General features: G+C 56.1%; 17 protein-coding genes. 3 read left to right on the plus strand and 14 right to left on the minus strand.

The genetic code is table 11. From position 1 onward, the window contains the following. Positions 1-83 precede the first annotated feature (83 nt). From SCARR_RS00005 to SCARR_RS00040, 8 genes are all read right to left on the minus strand, one after another. On the minus strand, positions 84-1,031 hold the full coding sequence (locus SCARR_RS00005) for a transporter (protein WP_168432848.1): 948 nt from the start codon (positions 1,029-1,031) through the stop codon (positions 84-86). A 309-nt stretch (positions 1,032-1,340) separates the two neighbouring features. Then, positions 1,341-2,573, minus strand: coding sequence for an NADH:ubiquinone reductase (Na(+)-transporting) subunit F (gene nqrF, locus SCARR_RS00010; RefSeq protein WP_136059496.1), 1,233 nt, complete (start codon positions 2,571-2,573; stop codon positions 1,341-1,343). A 38-nt stretch (positions 2,574-2,611) separates the two neighbouring features. Next, entirely contained in the window at positions 2,612-3,223 is a 612-nt protein-coding gene (gene nqrE / locus SCARR_RS00015) for an NADH:ubiquinone reductase (Na(+)-transporting) subunit E (RefSeq protein WP_136059497.1), read from the minus strand. A gap of 127 nt (positions 3,224-3,350) precedes the next feature. Next, positions 3,351-3,953 carry an NADH:ubiquinone reductase (Na(+)-transporting) subunit D gene (locus tag SCARR_RS00020; RefSeq protein ID WP_136059498.1) on the minus strand — a complete coding sequence of 201 codons (603 nt, stop codon included), beginning with the start codon at positions 3,951-3,953 and terminating at the stop codon, positions 3,351-3,353. A 2-nt stretch (positions 3,954-3,955) separates the two neighbouring features. Continuing rightward, a complete protein-coding gene (nqrC, locus tag SCARR_RS00025; protein WP_136059499.1) occupies positions 3,956-4,582 on the minus strand; it encodes an NADH:ubiquinone reductase (Na(+)-transporting) subunit C in 627 nt (208 codons plus the stop codon). Then, entirely contained in the window at positions 4,575-5,807 is a 1,233-nt protein-coding gene (locus tag SCARR_RS00030) for an NADH:ubiquinone reductase (Na(+)-transporting) subunit B (protein WP_136059500.1), read from the minus strand. The genes nqrC and SCARR_RS00030 overlap by 8 nt, the downstream gene beginning before the upstream one ends. Positions 5,808-5,925: 118 nt before the next feature. Beyond that, positions 5,926-7,281, minus strand: a complete 1,356-nt coding sequence (locus tag SCARR_RS00035; protein WP_168432849.1) for a Na(+)-translocating NADH-quinone reductase subunit A — start codon at positions 7,279-7,281, stop codon at positions 5,926-5,928. 274 nt (positions 7,282-7,555) lie between these two features. Continuing rightward, complete coding sequence (locus tag SCARR_RS00040) at positions 7,556-8,422, minus strand: polyprenyl synthetase family protein (protein WP_136059502.1); 867 nt, start codon at positions 8,420-8,422, stop codon at positions 7,556-7,558. A gap of 168 nt (positions 8,423-8,590) precedes the next feature. Here SCARR_RS00040 and SCARR_RS00045 point away from each other — a divergent pair, with 168 nt between their 5' ends. Both SCARR_RS00045 and SCARR_RS00050 read left to right on the plus strand, forming a co-directional pair. Continuing rightward, positions 8,591-9,652 (plus strand): KamA family radical SAM protein, encoded by a 1,062-nt coding sequence (locus SCARR_RS00045; protein WP_136059503.1) that lies wholly within the window; start codon positions 8,591-8,593, stop codon positions 9,650-9,652. A gap of 5 nt (positions 9,653-9,657) precedes the next feature. After that, the gene (locus SCARR_RS00050; protein WP_136059504.1) at positions 9,658-9,849 is read left to right on the plus strand and encodes a hypothetical protein; all 192 of its coding nucleotides are present in this window, start codon (positions 9,658-9,660) and stop codon (positions 9,847-9,849) included. Here SCARR_RS00050 and SCARR_RS00055 read toward each other — a convergent pair. Next, entirely contained in the window at positions 9,846-11,276 is a 1,431-nt protein-coding gene (locus SCARR_RS00055; protein ID WP_136059505.1) for an FAD-dependent oxidoreductase, read from the minus strand. The two genes, SCARR_RS00050 and SCARR_RS00055, sit on opposite strands and share 4 nt — an antisense overlap. Before the next feature lie 263 nt (positions 11,277-11,539). On the opposite strand from SCARR_RS00055, the gene SCARR_RS00060 reads away from it, so the two are divergent. After that, positions 11,540-11,743, plus strand: a complete 204-nt coding sequence (locus tag SCARR_RS00060) for a cold-shock protein (protein WP_136059506.1) — start codon at positions 11,540-11,542, stop codon at positions 11,741-11,743. A gap of 63 nt (positions 11,744-11,806) precedes the next feature. On the opposite strand, the gene glpK is transcribed toward SCARR_RS00060, so the two are convergent. The 5 genes from glpK to SCARR_RS00085 form a co-directional block, all read right to left on the minus strand. Beyond that, on the minus strand, positions 11,807-13,291 hold the full coding sequence (gene glpK / locus SCARR_RS00065) for a glycerol kinase GlpK (protein ID WP_136059507.1): 1,485 nt from the start codon (positions 13,289-13,291) through the stop codon (positions 11,807-11,809). 42 nt (positions 13,292-13,333) lie between these two features. Next, positions 13,334-14,296, minus strand: a complete 963-nt coding sequence (locus SCARR_RS00070) for a tRNA dihydrouridine synthase (protein ID WP_136059508.1) — start codon at positions 14,294-14,296, stop codon at positions 13,334-13,336. An 80-nt stretch (positions 14,297-14,376) separates the two neighbouring features. Next, entirely contained in the window at positions 14,377-14,943 is a 567-nt protein-coding gene (gene efpL / locus SCARR_RS00075) for an elongation factor P-like protein EfpL (protein WP_136059509.1), read from the minus strand. 106 nt (positions 14,944-15,049) lie between these two features. Continuing rightward, positions 15,050-15,808 (minus strand): nickel pincer cofactor biosynthesis protein LarB, encoded by a 759-nt coding sequence (gene larB / locus SCARR_RS00080; RefSeq protein ID WP_136059510.1) that lies wholly within the window; start codon positions 15,806-15,808, stop codon positions 15,050-15,052. Then, entirely contained in the window at positions 15,790-16,683 is an 894-nt protein-coding gene (locus SCARR_RS00085; RefSeq protein WP_136059511.1) for an HAD family hydrolase, read from the minus strand. Before SCARR_RS00085 ends, larB begins: the two co-directional genes overlap by 19 nt. Between the last annotated feature and the right edge of the window lie 99 nt (positions 16,684-16,782).

Consider the following 16,782-nt stretch of genomic DNA (forward strand, 5'->3'; position numbering starts at 1 on the left):
CATTAGCCCCCCCCCCCCTCCTGCAACAAGCAACAAACTTGGATGCACGGCCCCATGGATCGGCGTGGTGTAGGTCGACAGCGCTACCAGAGCACCGAAGCGGCGAGGGCGATGGTGTGGGTGTCGGCGCCGAGGGAGGTTTGGGACTTTGTGCCAACATAGGTGAGCTTGGTTCCGACTTTGCGAGTGATGGGGTAGGATATGCTTCCGCCCCAAGCCAGATTCTTCCGTTTGTCGCCTTTGTTTTTTCCGTCCAGCGTCGATTCGGCGCCATAGCCGTAGCCAATCCCGGTGCCCAGCCAAAGGCCGGGCCGGAAGGAGTAGGTGAGGTGTCCCTGAAGGACATATAACGGATCGTTCTCCAGCCGCGTGTCTCCATAAAAATCGTCGTTATCGGTGTAGAGCCAGACCGAGCTGGTGAGTTCCATGGAAAACTTGCCCCGGGAGTGCAGCACGCCGAGTTGGGGGCGGAACGTGTAGCGGTTGCTCCCTAGGTTGATCAGTTTGTTGCTGTAGTATTCTCCCGTGGGAAGTTGGACAATCAGGCCGGCGCCCATAATGGTTTCGGATTTTGCTTTCTCGGCGCGATACGCGGCAAACTCTTTTCCCTCCATGGGCGGCGCTCCATAGAGCGAAACGGAAAAGCGGATAATCGAGTCGGTAAAACCGTCGCGGTGGATCGTCGTCGGTTCGCCCCCCACGTCACCCGACCATCGCCCGTGTTGATAGCCCTGCGCCACGCCGATGCGGGCGGAGTGGCCTAATACTGAAAAGGTTTGGATGTATTTCGCAAGCGCGGTGTGGATGTCTGCATCGACATCTTTAATCTGGAGGACTGGGCTGAAATTAATGGTTGCATGGGTATAGGCATAGCCGGCTCCCGCCACATGGATTCCAGTAGGCAAATGGTTCCAGCGCCGAGGCTCCAGCTCCTGCGCGGAACAGGCGCCTGCCAGCCACAGCAGCGAAAGTGCTGCCGCGCGGAGCGAGCAGGTATTCCGATTATGGGAACGAATGCAAAACATAAGCATGGAGGTTAGCAGAGAGGGTTTCGGTAAATCAAGTTCTGCGCAGAGTTTGTGCATTAAAAAAGCCCGGCAGATGCCAGGCTTTGCTCTTCCATATACCGGAAGAGCGCACCGTCCGCCCGCACCGTTCCGTCGCGCGCCCGATGAGGACAGCGTCCCTCCAGAACACAAATCGTCTTCGTCCTTCCTCCTTGTCACTCGTGCTCGACTGACCGAGAACGAGAACGACGTACGAGAACGACGTACGAGGAGGATTGATACAAAAAAAGCCCGGCGGGTGCCGGGCTTTGCTCTTCCAAATATCGGAAGCGTTTAGATGCCGAAGTCGTCGGCCCGGATCATCTCGGGTTCAACGCCGAGGTTATAGGTCATGTCGTTCACGCACTTGAGCATGATGGGCGGTCCGCAGAGGTAGTATTCAATCTCGGCTGGATCTTCGTGCTTGAGGAGGTATTCATCCTGACATACCTGATGGATGAAGCCGGTCAAGCCTTCCCAGTTGTCTTCCGGCAACGGATCGCTGAGGGCGACATACATCTTGAAGTTGGGGAACTGTTTTTCCAGCTCTTGGAACTCTTCCATGTAGAACAGCTCGCGCTTGGAGCGGCCACCGTACCAGAAGGTAATCTTGCGGTCGGTGCCGATGCGTTTGAGCTGGTCGTAGATGTGCGAGCGCATCGGCGCCATGCCGGCGCCGCCGCCGATAAAGCACATTTCGCGGTCGGTTTCCTGAGCAAAGAATTCGCCGTACGGGCCGGAGATCGTAATCTTGTCGCCCGGCTTGAGGTCAAATACATAGCTGGAGCACACGCCCGGCGGATAGCTGGTGCCGGGAGGCGGGGAGGCGATGCGGATGTTGAGCATGATGATGTCGTCTTCCAGCGGGAAGCTGGCCATGGAGTAGGCGCGGAAGCACGGCTCATCGTTATTAGCGACGCAGTCCCAGATGTTGAACTTGTCCCAGTCGCCGCGGTATTCTTCGGCCACATCAAAGGTCTTGTAGGAAAGATCCTTATAGGCGGGAACGTCGATCTGGATGTAGCCGCCGGCCTTGAAGTCGAGCTTTTCGCCGTCGGGCAGCTCAACCACGAGCTCTTTAATAAAGGTGGCGACGTTGTCGTTGGAACGAACGGTGCACTCGTACTTTTTGATGTCGAGGATTTCGGGCTCGATATCCAGCACCATGTCTTCCTTCACTTTTAGCTGGCAGGCCAGGCGAACGCCTTCCTTGGCTTCGGCTTTGGTAACCTGTCCGGCTTCGGTCGGAAGCAGCGTGCCGCCGCCTTCGAGCACCTTGCATTTGCACATGGCGCAGGTGCCGCCGCCGCCGCAGGCGGACGGCAGGAAAATCTTCTGGGTAGAGAGCGCGGTCAGCAGCGACGAGCCGGGTTTGACTTCCAGCTCCCGGCTGCCTTCGTTGATGCTCAGTTTGGCCATTCCCTGGGGAACCAGCTTTTTGGCCGCGACCATCAGCATGATCACCAGCAGCATGATCACTCCGGTGAAAACAACGACGCTCGATACAATGTAGATTACGTTTTCCATTTTTCAGTCCCTTGGTAGGGGCGGGATGCCTCTCGCCCTTACAGATTGATTCCCGAGAAGCACATGAAGGCCATGGCCATCAGGCCGGTCATGATCATCGTGATGCCTAGTCCCTTGAGACCGTCCGGCAGGTGTGAATAGCGCAGCTTCTTACGAATGGCCGCCATGGCGGCAATCGCCAGTAGCCAGCCGATGCCGGAGCTGAAGCCGAACACGGTTGATTCAAGCGCGCCGTATTCACGTTCCACCATGAAGAGCGAGCCGCCGAGGATAGCGCAGTTTACGGTGATCAGCGGCAGGAAGATGCCGAGCGCGTGGTAGAGCGCCGGGAAAAACTTGTCGAGGATCATCTCCACGAGCTGCACCATCGAAGCGATGGTCGCAATGAAGCAGATAAAGTTCAGGAAGCTTAGGTCCAATGAAGCAAACTTAGGGTTCAACCACGTTAGCGCGCCTTCACGGAGCAGGAAATGGTGGATGGCCCAGTTGGCCGGCAGGGTAATCGTCAATACGAAGATTACAGCGAATCCAAGGCCGATGGCTGTGTCGATCTTCTTGGAACACGCCAAGAAGGAGCACATGCCCAGAAAGAAGGCCAGCAGGATGTTTTCAACGAAGATCGCCTTAATGGCTAGACTTAACAGATCCATGGTCGTTTCACTCCCCAATATCGAATAGTGAACAAGGAACTCCGAATGTCGAAGGGAGTGCGGCTTGTTCAAGGGTTGCGGTTGCAAATTCGGAATTCTTCATTCCTTGGTCGAGATTCTTCATTCTTTATTCCTCCACGTACTTGCTAACGGTGCGCTGAGCCCAGATCAGCAGTCCGAGAATGATGAATGCGCCCGGGGCGAGCAGTACCAAACCATTGCCCACGAAGCTTTCCGGCATGATTTTGAAATTAAGGAACGTACCGAATCCGAGAAGCTCACGGATGGTAGCAACCGTAATCAGCACGATGCCGTAGCCCAGTCCATTTCCGAGGCCGTCGAGGAGCGAGTCCTTCGGCGGGTTCTGGAGGGCAAAGGCTTCCGCACGCCCCATCACGATACAGTTGGTAATAATCAGACCCACAAATACGGAGAGTTGCTTGCTGATATCGAACAGGAATGCCCGGAGCAACTGGTCGGCGATAATTACCAGTGAGGCAATAATGGCCATTTCCACGATCATCCGGATTCCCGGCGGAATTACATTCCGCAACAGCGAGATTACAACGTTGGAAAGGGTAACCACTGAGGTCAGCGCGAGCGTCATTACAATGGCCGTATCCACTTTCACCGTAACCGCGAGGGCGGAGCAGATGCCAAGTACCTGAATGGTAACCGGGTTGTTATCCGAAAACGGATCCATCAATAGTTTCTTAGCAGCAGAAGTCATGATCAGTTTCCCTTAATTGATTTAAAGTATTCAGCATACGCAGCGGCATCTTTCTGGATCAGCGCCTGAACGCCTTTACCGGTAAGCGTTGCGCCAGAGATTCCATCGACCGAAGTTTCGGTTGGCGGTGTGCCCGGTTTAACAACCAGGAAATCCACGGCTGTTCCTTCATTGTAGAGCTTCTTGCCGGTGAATTGGGACAGGAACCATGGCTTTTCGATTTCAGCGCCAAGACCCGGGGTTTCCCCGTGCTTGTAAAAACTGATGCCGGCAATGGTTTCCAGATCCGCTTCGAGTGAGAGGTAGCCGTAGAGCATGCTCCATAGCCCCTTTCCTGAGATTGGAAACGCGTACTTGGAGGCTTTGTCAGCCCCTTCGTCGGTCCAAGTAAAGATCGGCAGATCGCCGGCTTTATCTTTAGCCACGTGCTTTTCGAAGGAGGCTTCAATGCCTGGCCGGTCCAACGAGCTGATGTCGATGCCGAAGGCTTTAACGATGTTCCGTTTCACGTCGAATGCTTCGTTCGCCTGCTGGGCCGGCTTCAGAACCGAGGCCGTAACGGAGAGCAGCAGGCTGACTACGATACAGGTAACTCCTGCGAAAACGAGTGTTCTAGTATCTTCACGCATTGTTCAAAGCCCTCGCATAAGCTGTACGTTTCTTGATGTGTCCCTGAACCACGAAGTGGTCGATCAGCGGCGCCATGACGTTCATAAACAGGATGGCGAGCATCGCGCCTTCCGGATAGGCCGGGTTGGCGACGCGAATCAGCACGGTGAGCGCGCCGATCAGGAATCCGTAGATCAATTTGCCAGTGTTCGTGGCGGAGCAGGAGACCGGATCGGTTGCCATAAAGACGATGCCGAACAGGAAGCCGCCCATCACCAGATGGTAGATAAAGGGCAACGCGGCAAACGCATTGTCGAGCGGCAGTACATTAAACAGCCAGCCCATCGCCGCACAGCCGATAACACCCGAGAGCATCACGCGCCAGGAGGCAATGCCGGTGGCCAGCAGGAAGAGTGCGCCGAGCACAATCGCGACCGCCGAAGTGGAGCCGATGCAACCCGGTATGTTGCCCATGGTCATATTAAAGAGGCTGAAGCCCGCTTCGTTCAGCGCGCCGATTGCATCGCCTCCTTTTTCAACCGCGGCCGCAACGGCCAGCGGAGTGGCCATCGTTACGCCATCGACGTTTTCAGCAACGGTGCCGAAGAAAATACTGTTGTCGAACGCGGTGTGCGCGGTGCCGACCCAGACCTTGTCGCCCGAAATCTGCGCCGGATAGGCGAAGAAGAGGAACGCCCGCGCGGTGAGCGCCGGGTTGAGGATGTTGTAGCCAACCCCCCCGAAGATTTCTTTGCCGATCACGATGCCGAAGGATACGCCGACCGCCACCTGCCACAGGGGAAGGGTGGGGGGCAGCACCAGCGGGAACAGCATGCCGGTCACCAGAAAGCCTTCGTTGATTTCGTGCCGGCGGACCAGCGCGAACAACACTTCCCAGACGCCGCCGACCATGTACGAAACAAGGATAATCGGAAGCACCATGGCCGAACCGCGGATCAGGTCGGTCATCAGGGTGGCGTCTTCAACATTGTTGCTCAAGTTGAATTGGCTGCCCGCGTTCCAGATCCCGAACAGAATGCAGGGGATCAACGCATAGATCACGAAGATCATCAATCGCTTCTGGTCGATGGAGTCGCGAACGTGCGGTGCGCTCGGGGTTACATCGCCCGGCGTGCGGGCAAACGTGTCGCCCGCCTCGAACAACGGATGAAGCCGCTCGAACTTGCCACCCTTTTCAAAAAGCGGGGCAATGTTCTTATCCATAAAGTCGAATAAAAATTTCATGCAGTCTTCTCCGTCGTACGTGATTCGTGCTGCGTATTGCGTACTGTGTATTTCCCTGTAAGAGAAGCTGTCGCAGACCCGAAAATCAGCAATTTAAAATCGGGAATCAAAAATCTGATCATATGCCTTCCTCCTCGATTTCCTCAAGGCCGCGCTTGATGATTGCGCAGACGTCGGTCTTGTGCGGGTCAACAAAGGCCGCCAAGGCAAAGTCTTCCGGATCCGTTTCGAGGATGCCGAGCTGGATCATTTCGTCGGTGTCATGCGCAAGCGCCGCACGTACGAGAAAGTCCGTCATAATATTCAAAGGCTGGTATTTGTCCATCCAGCCGGTCACCACCATTGCGCGGCGGCTTCCGTGCAAGCTGGTGCCCAGTTTCCAGTCGTGAGCCAAGCCTATGACGGAAGAAAGGTTGACGCGGTGGGAGCTGTACTGAAACAGGCCCGGCATCGTCCAGCCCATCAGGTGGCGGGAGCGGTCTTCTTCGAGCACGAAAAATTCCGACCCATAGTAGCGTATGCAGGTGTCGGATTTCACAATGTCGCCCCAGAGCACGTTGCCTTGGATGACGCGGACTTCCTCGCCTTCGAGCGCCTTTTCAAAAAGGGGCTTCAGGCTGGAGCCGACCGGCACGCGGTAGTGTTTGCGGAATTCTTCTTTAACGGCTGGACCGCCAAGGGCCACTACCTTAGTGCGGGGAAGCTCGCCGGTGTTCAGCAGCTTGCCGATCAGGATGACGTCCTGCGCCGCGATGGTGTAGACCGTGTCTTGCGGCAGGATCGGGCTGATGCGGTTGATGTGTACGCTGGTGTTGCCCGAAGGATGCTTGCCGGAAAAGGTGTGGCTTTCAGAGTTTCCAAAGTCTGGAATGTCGGATCCGGCCGACTTGCAAAGGTGGACTTTGCCTTCGGTCAGCTTGGCCAGCGCATTGATGCCGGTTTGGAAGGCCTCTTCGTCGCCTTTCAGCACTGCGCTGAAATCCGCCTGGAAGGGGGCTGAGCCGGCGGCGTTGATGAATACCGCTTTAGGCGCCGCTTCCGGATCGGCGATCTTGTTGAACGGGCGCTGCTTGATCAGCGGCCAAAGGCCGGCGTTCAGCAGATGGTCAACCACCTGTTCGCGGGAAAGCTGCCCGATGCTGTCGCGGGCATAGGCCGTGAAGGCCACGCTCTCTTCCTGAGCCTCCGGTTCAATCAGGATTTCAACCGGGAAGCGCCGAGCGCCGAGGTTGACCGCTGTAACCGTGCCGCAACAGGGGGAACGGAAGAGCATCTTCACGTTCTTTTTGTTTTCAAACAGAACGTCGCCACGCTTCACGGAATCGCCCGCCTTAACTTTAAGGCGGGGCTTCAATCCTTCGAATTCGGAAGGATAAACCGCAAACAGCTGCTGGTTCGAATAGTCTTCGATGTTGGCTTTGGGTTTTCCTAAAACCTTTATATCGAAGCCTTTGTTTATTTTGAAGTTAGCCACTCTGTTTTCACTCCTCGATTCCTTGTACAAAACCGCTTGTTTTAAATGCATTAAAAGCCGGCGATTCTATTGTTTCCAAGCCATCTTGTCTTGTAGTTAATAGTTGCAAAATTGTACAATTTAAACATTCAACCGTGCAGTACGCATCGTTCATGGAAAGCCGTGAACTGCTTAATGGGTATCTCTATACCGATTCATTTGCATCGTTAAAAGCAGAAAATATTATAAAGTTGCTCATGTATGAGCGTTGAGCAACCATGGAACCTCTTCCGCCTCAGCCCGCGGTCAAATGTTTACTCAACACGGGTTTCATTGTCACGTTTAAAAACGTATCCCACGCTCCCTGTATTTCCGGCCAGGCCGCCAGCTGGACGGAAGAGGCGTCGAGCAGGGAAAAAATGTAGTCCAACGGTGCTGCTGGCGCGTTTTTGGTGGCGGTGATCGCCGTTGTTTTGCCGCGCTGGTTGTCGGTTCCAAGGGTTTTTCCAGAAACGGCCTCGTTGCCCGAGGCGTCGAGCACGTCGTCGGCGAGCTGATAGGCGGTTCCGAGGATAAAGCCGGCTTCGCGCAGAGCTTCCGTCTGCCCCGGTTCATCGGTGCCGCCGGCTATGGCGGCGAAGGCGAAAAGCGAGCCGGTCTTGAAGCGGGCCACTTGTTCGCACTCTTCCCAAGTGCCCGGTGCGCCCCGCAGCACCAGTTCCTGCTCAACCTCCGACCGGCAAACCTCTCCGGACATTTCGATCAGCTCCTTCAGCAGGTCGCTGCGGTTCACCTCGCTCAGGAGGCTGAGTGCCTTGAACACCAGCAGGTCCCCAAAAAGGATGGCGCCGTTCGTTCCGTATTTTTTCCAAAAGGTGGGTGCGCCGCGCCGCAGAATGCCGCCGTCGATCACATCGTCGTGCAGCAGGCTCGCGCCGTGGATGATGTCCACCGCCGCGCCGGCATTGATCAGCACCTGCTCCTCAATGCTGTTGGCCGCGCCGATGGAGAGCACCAGGCGGGAGCGCAGCATCTTGCCGTTGCCCAGCAGGTTTTTGTTGCCCGGGAGGAGTTTGGAAAGGTTGGTGCCGCTCAATGTGCCGTCCATGGCGGCCCGCACCTTCTTCAGTTGCTTTTCAATTTGGTTTTTATACGTAGACATCCACGTATAATGCCGGTCATATTTCTCATGTCAATAATCCGAAGCACCGGACTTTGTTTAAAGAGAATGGCAGAATGATTTTTTGCAGAATAATTCCGATCCGTTGGGAAAAATGGTTCTGCCGCTAAATTATTCTGCTCTAATTATTTTGTCCAAATACTGGAAGTTATGAGCGAAACAGATTCTTGCAATGATTGGAAGTGGCAGATCGCCAACCGTATCTCCACGCGGGAGCAGCTTGAAGAAGTTATTGAGCTGACGGCCGAAGAGCGCGCCGCGTTTGAGGGGGATGTTCCACTTTCGTTTGCCGTGACCCCGCACTATGCCGGCCTGCTGCAGTCCGATGCGCTGCGCCGCACCGTCATTCCGACGAACCATGAAAACGCGCTAGGCACCGGTGAGCTGGCCGATCCGCTGGGCGAGGAGGGCCACCGCGCCACGCCGCACCTCATCCACACCTATCCCGACAAAGTGCTGTTTCTTGTCACCACCTTTTGCTCAACTTATTGTCGCTATTGCACCCGTTCGCGCATTGTAGGCAAAGGTCCTGCCGATTTCCATGCTCTGGAAGAAAGCTTCCTCTATATAGAAAAACACTCCGAAATCCGCGACGTACTCCTTTCCGGCGGGGATCCGCTGACCCTGACCGATTCCGTGCTCGACGACATTCTTTCCAGGCTTCGGAGCATTCCGCATGTGCGCATGATCCGCATCGGCTCCAAGGTGCCGGTTGTGCTGCCCATGCGCATAACCGATGAGCTTTGTTCGGTTTTTCGGAAGCATCGCGTTTGGCTCAGCCTGCATTTTATCCACGCCGACGAGCTTTCGCCCGAAACCCAGGGCGCCTGCCAAAAACTGTCGAACCATGGCATAGGCATGGTCAGCCAAACGGTTTTGTTGAAAGGCGTCAACGATGACACAGAGGCGCTCATCGACCTTTTTTACGGATTGCTCGAAATCAACGTGAAACCCTACTACCTGTTGCAGTGCGATCCCGTCCGCGGATCCGCGCACTTCCGGACTCCGGTTGCGAAAGGGATCGAGCTGATCCAGTCGCTGCACGGCCGCATATCCGGCCTCGCCGTCCCGCAATACGTCATCGACGCCCCCGGCGGCGGCGGAAAAGTTCCGATATTGGGAGTGGAGCAAATCAGAAGAGAAGGTGATGATATCGTCTTTACAAATTATGAGGGTATAGAATATCGCTACCCCGACCCCGAGGAGAAATAGAGTTTATGAAAATACTGCAAGGCCAAATCTGGAAGAAGGGCGAAGAGTACTACCGCGTTGTGGAGCGGGAGCGCCTGTCTGTGAAGTATAAAGTGATGACTGATCCGATCGAAGGAGAGGGGTTCACGCATCTAGTCACAAAGAAAGAGTTCTGCCGCTTGATTAAAGGCGCCGAACTGCTGACCGAGGAACCCTAGCCGTCGCGCAGGGCGACGTGGTGCTTGGTGACGGCGTCAACCATGTCGAGGCAGCTGCCGCAAAGACCGGCTGCGTAAGTTACGCCCATCACGTCGCCGGTGGTTTTCAGGTTGTCGCGGTCTATCGCTCGGCAGATATCGCCTTTTGTGACATAGTTGCAGAAGCAGACCACGTCGTCGTCCTCCATATCCAGTTCCGGTTCGAAGGGCTTCCCGATCGGAGCGAGCCATTCGGCGGGATTTTCCGGCAGTTCGGTTTTTTCTTCGATCCGTTTTTGAAGCCGGCCAAACTCCGACGTTTCTCCCATGAGGATGGCGCCGAGCAGATGCTTGCCGTCGGGGTCGATGACGAGCTTTTTGTAGACACCTTTGCCGGTGTTCTGATCGACGATGTGTTGGGCGAGGGGCGGTTCAAGCAGCGGGTTTCCGATGCTGGCCACCTGCAGATCGAGCAGTTTGAGCTGCGAGGCCGGTTCCGAAGACTGAAAGGTTTTGCTGATTCCGCCCAAGTGCGCGGCGACGGCCTCGGCCATGGCATAGCCGGGGGCGACCAGACCGTATGTGGCGTCGTTGAACGAAGCGCATTCGCCAATGGCGTATATGTTGGGATCGGAAGAGCGCGTTGTTTCATCGATGGCAATGCCGCCCTTGGCGCCGACGGCCAGTCCGGCGTCGCGTCCGAGCTCGTCGTTCGGCTGAATGCCGGTCGCGAGCACCACCAAGGCGGCCGGTATGGATTCGCCACCCTCCAGCGTAACTGCGTTGATGCTATGTTCGCCTGTCAGCGCTGCCACATGTTCGCCGGTGCGTACGGTCAACCCCAGCGCTTCGACCTTGCTGCGCAGCATCTGTCCGCCTGCGGCGTCGAGCTGGCAGGCCATCAGGTGCGGCGCGCGTTCAATGAGGGTGGTCTGCGCTCCGTGCTCCTTGCAGGCTTCCGCCGCTTCAAGCCCCAGCAGGCCTCCGCCGATAACGACGGCATGCCTGGCCTGTTCGGCATTGTTGCAGATGGCGTAGGCGTCGTCCGACGTCCGGTATACATGAACGCCATCGAGATCGGTTCCTTTAATGTTGGGGATGTGTGCCCGCGCACCGGTGGCCAGCACCAAGCGGTCGTAGTGAATCTGTTTTCCGTTGCCGGTCGCAACGGTTTGTGCTTCACGGTCGATGGATACGATCCGTGTGCCAAGCATCAGCTGTATTTTGTGGTATTCGTACCACCGGGCCTCAGCAAAGATTAGATCGCGGTCGGTTTTGCCTCTGAATATCGAAGAGAGGGCAACGCGGTCATAGGCCGGCAGGAGCTCATCGCCTATGATTGTCAGTTGATATTGGTGATGCGCGTCGTATTCCTGCAGCTTTTCGCAGAAGCGAATGCTGGACATTCCATTACCAACCACCACTACATGTTTTTTCTTATCCAACATAAAATTCCTTAATTACTGATCAACAAAGGCGCGTATCCATATCAGGCAATGCCGGCGGTGTCGAACGGATTGTTGAACCAATGCGTCCGTCCCAGGAAAAAATGGAGCGGATCGCTAGTCGGAGCAGCGCAATGCGGGGGCTTAAATTGTTTCGCCGCCCTTTTGGATTTTCTGGGCTGAATTTTTTTTTGAAGTTTTTTGTGGCATTGTTCCGCCGGACAGTATAAACAGACGGCTCATTCAAAATATAGGAAGTACACAGTATGGATAAAGGCACAGTAAAATGGTTCAGTTCTGAAAAAGGCTTCGGCTTCATTACCCCCGACGCCGGCGGAACTGATTTGTTCGTTCACCACTCTGAAGTTCAAGTTTCTGGCTATGCCACGCTTGACGAAGGCCAGAAGGTCTCCTACGAAGTTGGACAGGGTCAGAAAGGCCCATGTGCAACTAACGTCATTCCGCTCTAATTCTATTGAATTAGGCTGAAAGACGCCGCACGTGAGAAGCGCCTCAAAAGGGCGCTTCTTTTTTTATGCCCACGCTTTGCTTCGCTCGACCGCTTTCATCCAAAGCGCATATCGGGCTCCGGCTTCATCGGAAGTGATTTGCGGTTCGAAGATTCGGTCAATCTCGCGGTGCGCCGCAATTTCATCGAGATTCTGCCAGAAGCCGACAGCGAGTCCAGCCAGCGCAGCCGCCCCAAAGGCGGTGGTTTCAATCAACTTCGGCCGCTCGACCGGAACCTGCAGCAGGTTGGCCTGGATCTGCATTAGCAAGTCGTCGGCACACGCACCCCCGTCCACCCGGAGCAGGTCCATCGGTGCGCCCGAAACTTTTTCCATGGCCTGGATGAGCTCCATTGATTGAAAGCAGATCGCCTCCTGTGCTGCGCGGGCAAGGTGCGCCTTGCCGCTGCCTCGTGTCAGACCGATGATCGCACCGCGCGCATTCGGATCCCAGTGGGGGGCGCCGAGGCCGGCAAAGGCAGGAACAAAATAGACACCGCCGCTATCGGGCACTTGCGCCGCAAGCTGCTGGATGTCCGAGGACGATTTAATGATGCCCAACTCGTCGCGCAGCCACTGCACTACGGCGCCGCCAATGAAAACGCTGCCTTCCAGGGCATAGTTGATCTCGTCGCCGCGCTTCCAAGCGATGGTCGTCAACAGCTTGTTGTTCGATGCGACGGCTTCGGCTCCGGTATTCTTCAGCAGGAAGCATCCCGTGCCGTAGGTGTTCTTAGCGTCTCCCGGTTCGAAACACGCTTGGCCGAATAGCGCGGCCTGTTGGTCGCCGACGATTCCCGCGATGGTGCAGCCGCATTCGCAGAGCAGTTTGTCGACGGAGCCGTAGGCTTCGCTCGATGAGTGGACGTCGGGCATCATGCTTCTCGGGATCTTCAGCAGCTCCAGCAACTCTTTGTCCCACTCCAGCGTATGAATGTTGAAGAGCAGCGTGCGGGAAGCATTGCTGACGTCGGTGATGTGGTGCCGGCCACGGGTCAGGTTCCAGACCAGCCAGGAGTCCATGGTGCCGAAGGCCAGTTCGCCACGCTCTGCCTTAGCGCGCGCTCCGTCGATGTGGTCGAGCAGCCATTTGATTTTGGTTCCGGAAAAATAGGGGTCGAGCAGCAGTCCGGTTTTTTCGTAAAAGAGCGTTTCTGCGCCGTCGGCCTTGAGGCGTGCGCAAAGATCTGCCGTACGCCGGTCCTGCCATACAATGGCATTATGGATTGGTTTGCCGGTCTTCCGGTTCCAGACTACGGTGGTTTCGCGCTGGTTGGTGATGCCGATGGCCACAATGTCTTCGGAATGCACCCCGGCTTGATGCATCGCTTTATGGGCGGTGGACTGCTGCGCTTCCCATATGGCGATCGGATCATGTTCGACCCAGCCGGGTTGGGGGTAGATCTGCTTAAGCTCCCGTTGGGCAGCCGCACGCACCTTGCCCGCGCGATCGAACAGGATCGACCGAGAACTTGTTGTGCCCTGATCTAAAGCAAATACGCATTTCATGCTCGGCAGTATAGTTGTCCATTCTTGGAAATGAAGGAAAAACTATGCTGTCCATTCCGCTTCGGCGAGAAACTCGGAAACGATCGCCTTGTAGGTGTTGAGTCGTTCCGTTTTCTTCAGCTTTTTAAACATTTTCCGGCCATTAGACAGATAGGTGGCCTGATAGGTCCAGAATTCCTTCATTTTCCCCAGAACGGGATGGTCGCCGTCGAGATAGCCCGCATAGCTTGAAAGAACGTCTTCGTGAAAGTCGGCAATGCGCTGAACAGCATTGTCGGTTTTGGGGTTTCCCGCCTTAATTACCTCGCAAAGAAAGGGGTTGGCCAGCAGGCCTCGGCCGAGCATGAACCGGTCAATGGCTGGAAAGCGCGTTTTAACGGTTTGGTAGAAGGCAAGGCTGTTGATGTCGCCGTTGTAGCAGACGGGGCGCTCCAAGGCGCTGTAGGCCTCTTCAAAGGCGTCGAGATCGACGGTTCCATCGTACATTTGCTCGGCTGTACGGGGATGGACGATGACTTCGCTGAGCGGATATTTATTCAGCACGGGAATGAGCTTCATCAGCTCCGACTTGTCGGAAACGCCCAACCGGACTTTAACGGAAATCCTGCACGGGCTGCGCTCGCACACTTGGTCGAGAATGGCATCGACGGTGTCGGGATAGGGCAGCAGGCCGGAGCCCCGGCGTTTTTTGCGGATCGGCTTGTGCGGACAGCCCATGTTCCAGTTGACCTCGTCATAGCCGAGACCGTGCAACGCAATGTTCATCTGCACAAAGTCGTCGGCTTTGTTGCCAATGACCTGCGGAATGAGCGGGAGGCCGGAATTATTTTCCGGAAGCACATCCTTGAGCAGCTTGGGATTGATGCGTTCGGCGCTGACGGTCGAGATGAACGGAGCCATCTCAACATCGAGCCCTTGGAAGTGGCGGACGAAGGCCTGACGGTAGAACATCGTCGTGATGCCGCGCATGGGGGCAAGTATGAGGGTTGGATTGGAATCAGGCATTCTTCGTCTTCGTCCTCCAAACTCGTCCTCGTCCTCGGTTGTCGAGAACGAGGAGGAGGGGCGAGAACGAGGACGATGGGCTACGCACGCGAGAGGAATTTGCGCTCGCGGGTGTCGACCTTCACGACTTCGCCCGGCGCGATGTATTCCGGCACCTGAACAATCAGTCCCGTGGTGAGCGTGGCAGGTTTGGTGCGGGAGGTGGCCGAGGCCCCTTTCATGGCCGGCGGGCATTCAACGATTTCGAGCTCGATGGTGTCGGGCATCTGCAGGGTCAGCACGCGGCCTTCCGAGACGAGGGCGGTGATGCCTTCCATATCTTCGATCAGGAAGGGCAGGCAATCTTCAATGTCCTCTGCCATCAGCTCAAACTGTTCATAGCTTTCGAGATCCATGAACGCGTAGCGATCGCCGTCCTTGTAGAGATACTGGACCTCGCTTTTGTCGTAGGTGGCTTCCTGCAAAGGATCTTCGCTGCGGTAGGTTTGATCGACCTTTTGGTTGGTTGAAACGTTGCGGAAACGAACTTTATAGATCGTTCCTCCACCGCGCGCCGTGGGCGACTGCTGCGTGATGTTCTGGATAATGTGCGGGGTGCCGTCAATGTCGATGACGGACGATTTTTTCAACTCACAGGCTTTGATCATAAAATTCTCCTTCGTTTGGGAATCGCGGAATATCCCCAAACTTTGCTGAAGAATCAAGCATTTAGGACCGTGATGAGTGACGATTGAAACGTGACTAGATCACGGCTCACGCCTCATGGTTCACGCCCTTGTTGATCATGGCACTGGAGAAGCCGGCGCCGAAACCGTTGTCGATGTTGACGACGGTAATGTTGGGGGCGCAGGAGTTCAGCATGGTGAAGAGCGGGGCGAGGCCGTTGAGGTGCGAGCCGTAGCCCACCGAGGTCGGAACCGCAATAACGGGGCAGGGCGCGAGGCCACCCACCACCGAGGGCAGCGCGCCTTCCATGCCGGCGACGGCAACAATGCAGCGCGCCTTTTGGATCTTTTCGTTCTGCGCCAGCAGGCGGTGGATGCCGGCCACGCCGCAGTCGTACAACCGCTCGACGTTCGCGCCGGAAATGGCGGCGGTGACCGCGGCTTCTTCGGCAACGGGTATGTCGGCCGTTCCGGCGGAAATGATGAGCACGCTTCCGGTTTTTTCGCGCGGCTTTGCTTCGAGGGTGATGGTACGGCCGAGCTCGCTGTAGACAAGCCGGTCGTCGATTTTCTGCAACCTCGCAAAAAGGTCCGGCTCGGCGCGGGTCATCAGAATATTGTCGTTGTGCTTTTCCAGCGCCTGGAAAATCTTTTCGCACTGTTCGTGGGTCTTTCCTTGGCAGAATACGACTTCGGGGTAGCCGGTGCGTAAGGCGCGGTGGTGGTCGACCTTCGCAAACCCCAGATCCTCGAAGGGCAGCTGTTTGAGCGTTGAAAGGGTTTCCGGGAGGTCGGCCTCGCCGTTTTTGAATTGGGTTAGCAAGTGTACTAGTTTGTCAATTTCCATGGTGGCGTCCCGGGCAGCAATGCTTTGAATTCATGGATGAGTTGTTTTTGGTATTCGTCTGAAAAACCGCCGGCGAGGAAAGCGGCGTAGGCTTCGTCCATGAAGCGCTGCCAGCTTTCGACCTCGTGTCCGGGATCGATCGGGAAAAAGTTGCAGCCGATGGCCTGTGCGGCGGCCATGTCGCCGGGGGCGTCGCCGATCATGAGGATGGCGTTGGCCGGATAGCGGTCGACGGAGGCCATGGTAAAGTGGTCGATTTTGCTGCCGAGTTCCGGACCGGCGATGACGGAGACATATTTGGCCAGATCGTCGCGGTACCAATCTTTGAGCAGGGCGACGGCCTGCGTTTGGGAAATCACGATGGCGTCGGAGTTTTGCTGTATGCGCTGAAGGGCCTGTTCGGTGCCCTGGAACGGGGGCGGATCGGGCATGTTTTGGTCAATGTCTTCGTTGAGCTCTACGCTCCAGGCGTGGGCTTCGGCTAGCAGGGCGCTGCCGGTGCGTTCGGCTTCGGCCTTGATGGTGGCATTGCTGAGCGGGAGGCCGGAATCGCAGTAGACGTGCAGATCAGCGGGGTCGGGCAGGGCGGCGTTGTCGTGCGCTTCCGGCCAGTCGTTGAGCAGTTCGAAGGTTTTGCAGAGGCCGAGAAAGCGGTTAAGCCCGCGGAAGGTGGAGTAGAGATAAGTGAACTCCGCCGCGGCGCGCACCTGCGGTTCGATGGCTTCGAGCTTCCAGTGGCGAATGATGGCCGGGTGGAAGTGGCCTTTTTGCTTCGTTTCCATCGTATCGAAAATGCAGCCGTCGGAGTCGATGCCGACGAAGGTATCAAACTCTGGGAGGAAGTTAATCAGGTCGTCTTTAGTGAATTCTCTCATAAATTGGGTTCCAATGGTTGGAAACAGTAGGTTGCCGTGATGCAGGGGGTCAAGCTTCTTGGCTTAAAAGGGCATTTTTCTCATCGAATTTTGTAGAAC

Origin of the sequence: Pontiella sulfatireligans, from assembly GCF_900890705.1 — a bacterium.
Lineage (GTDB): Bacteria > Verrucomicrobiota > Kiritimatiellia > Kiritimatiellales > Pontiellaceae > Pontiella > Pontiella sulfatireligans.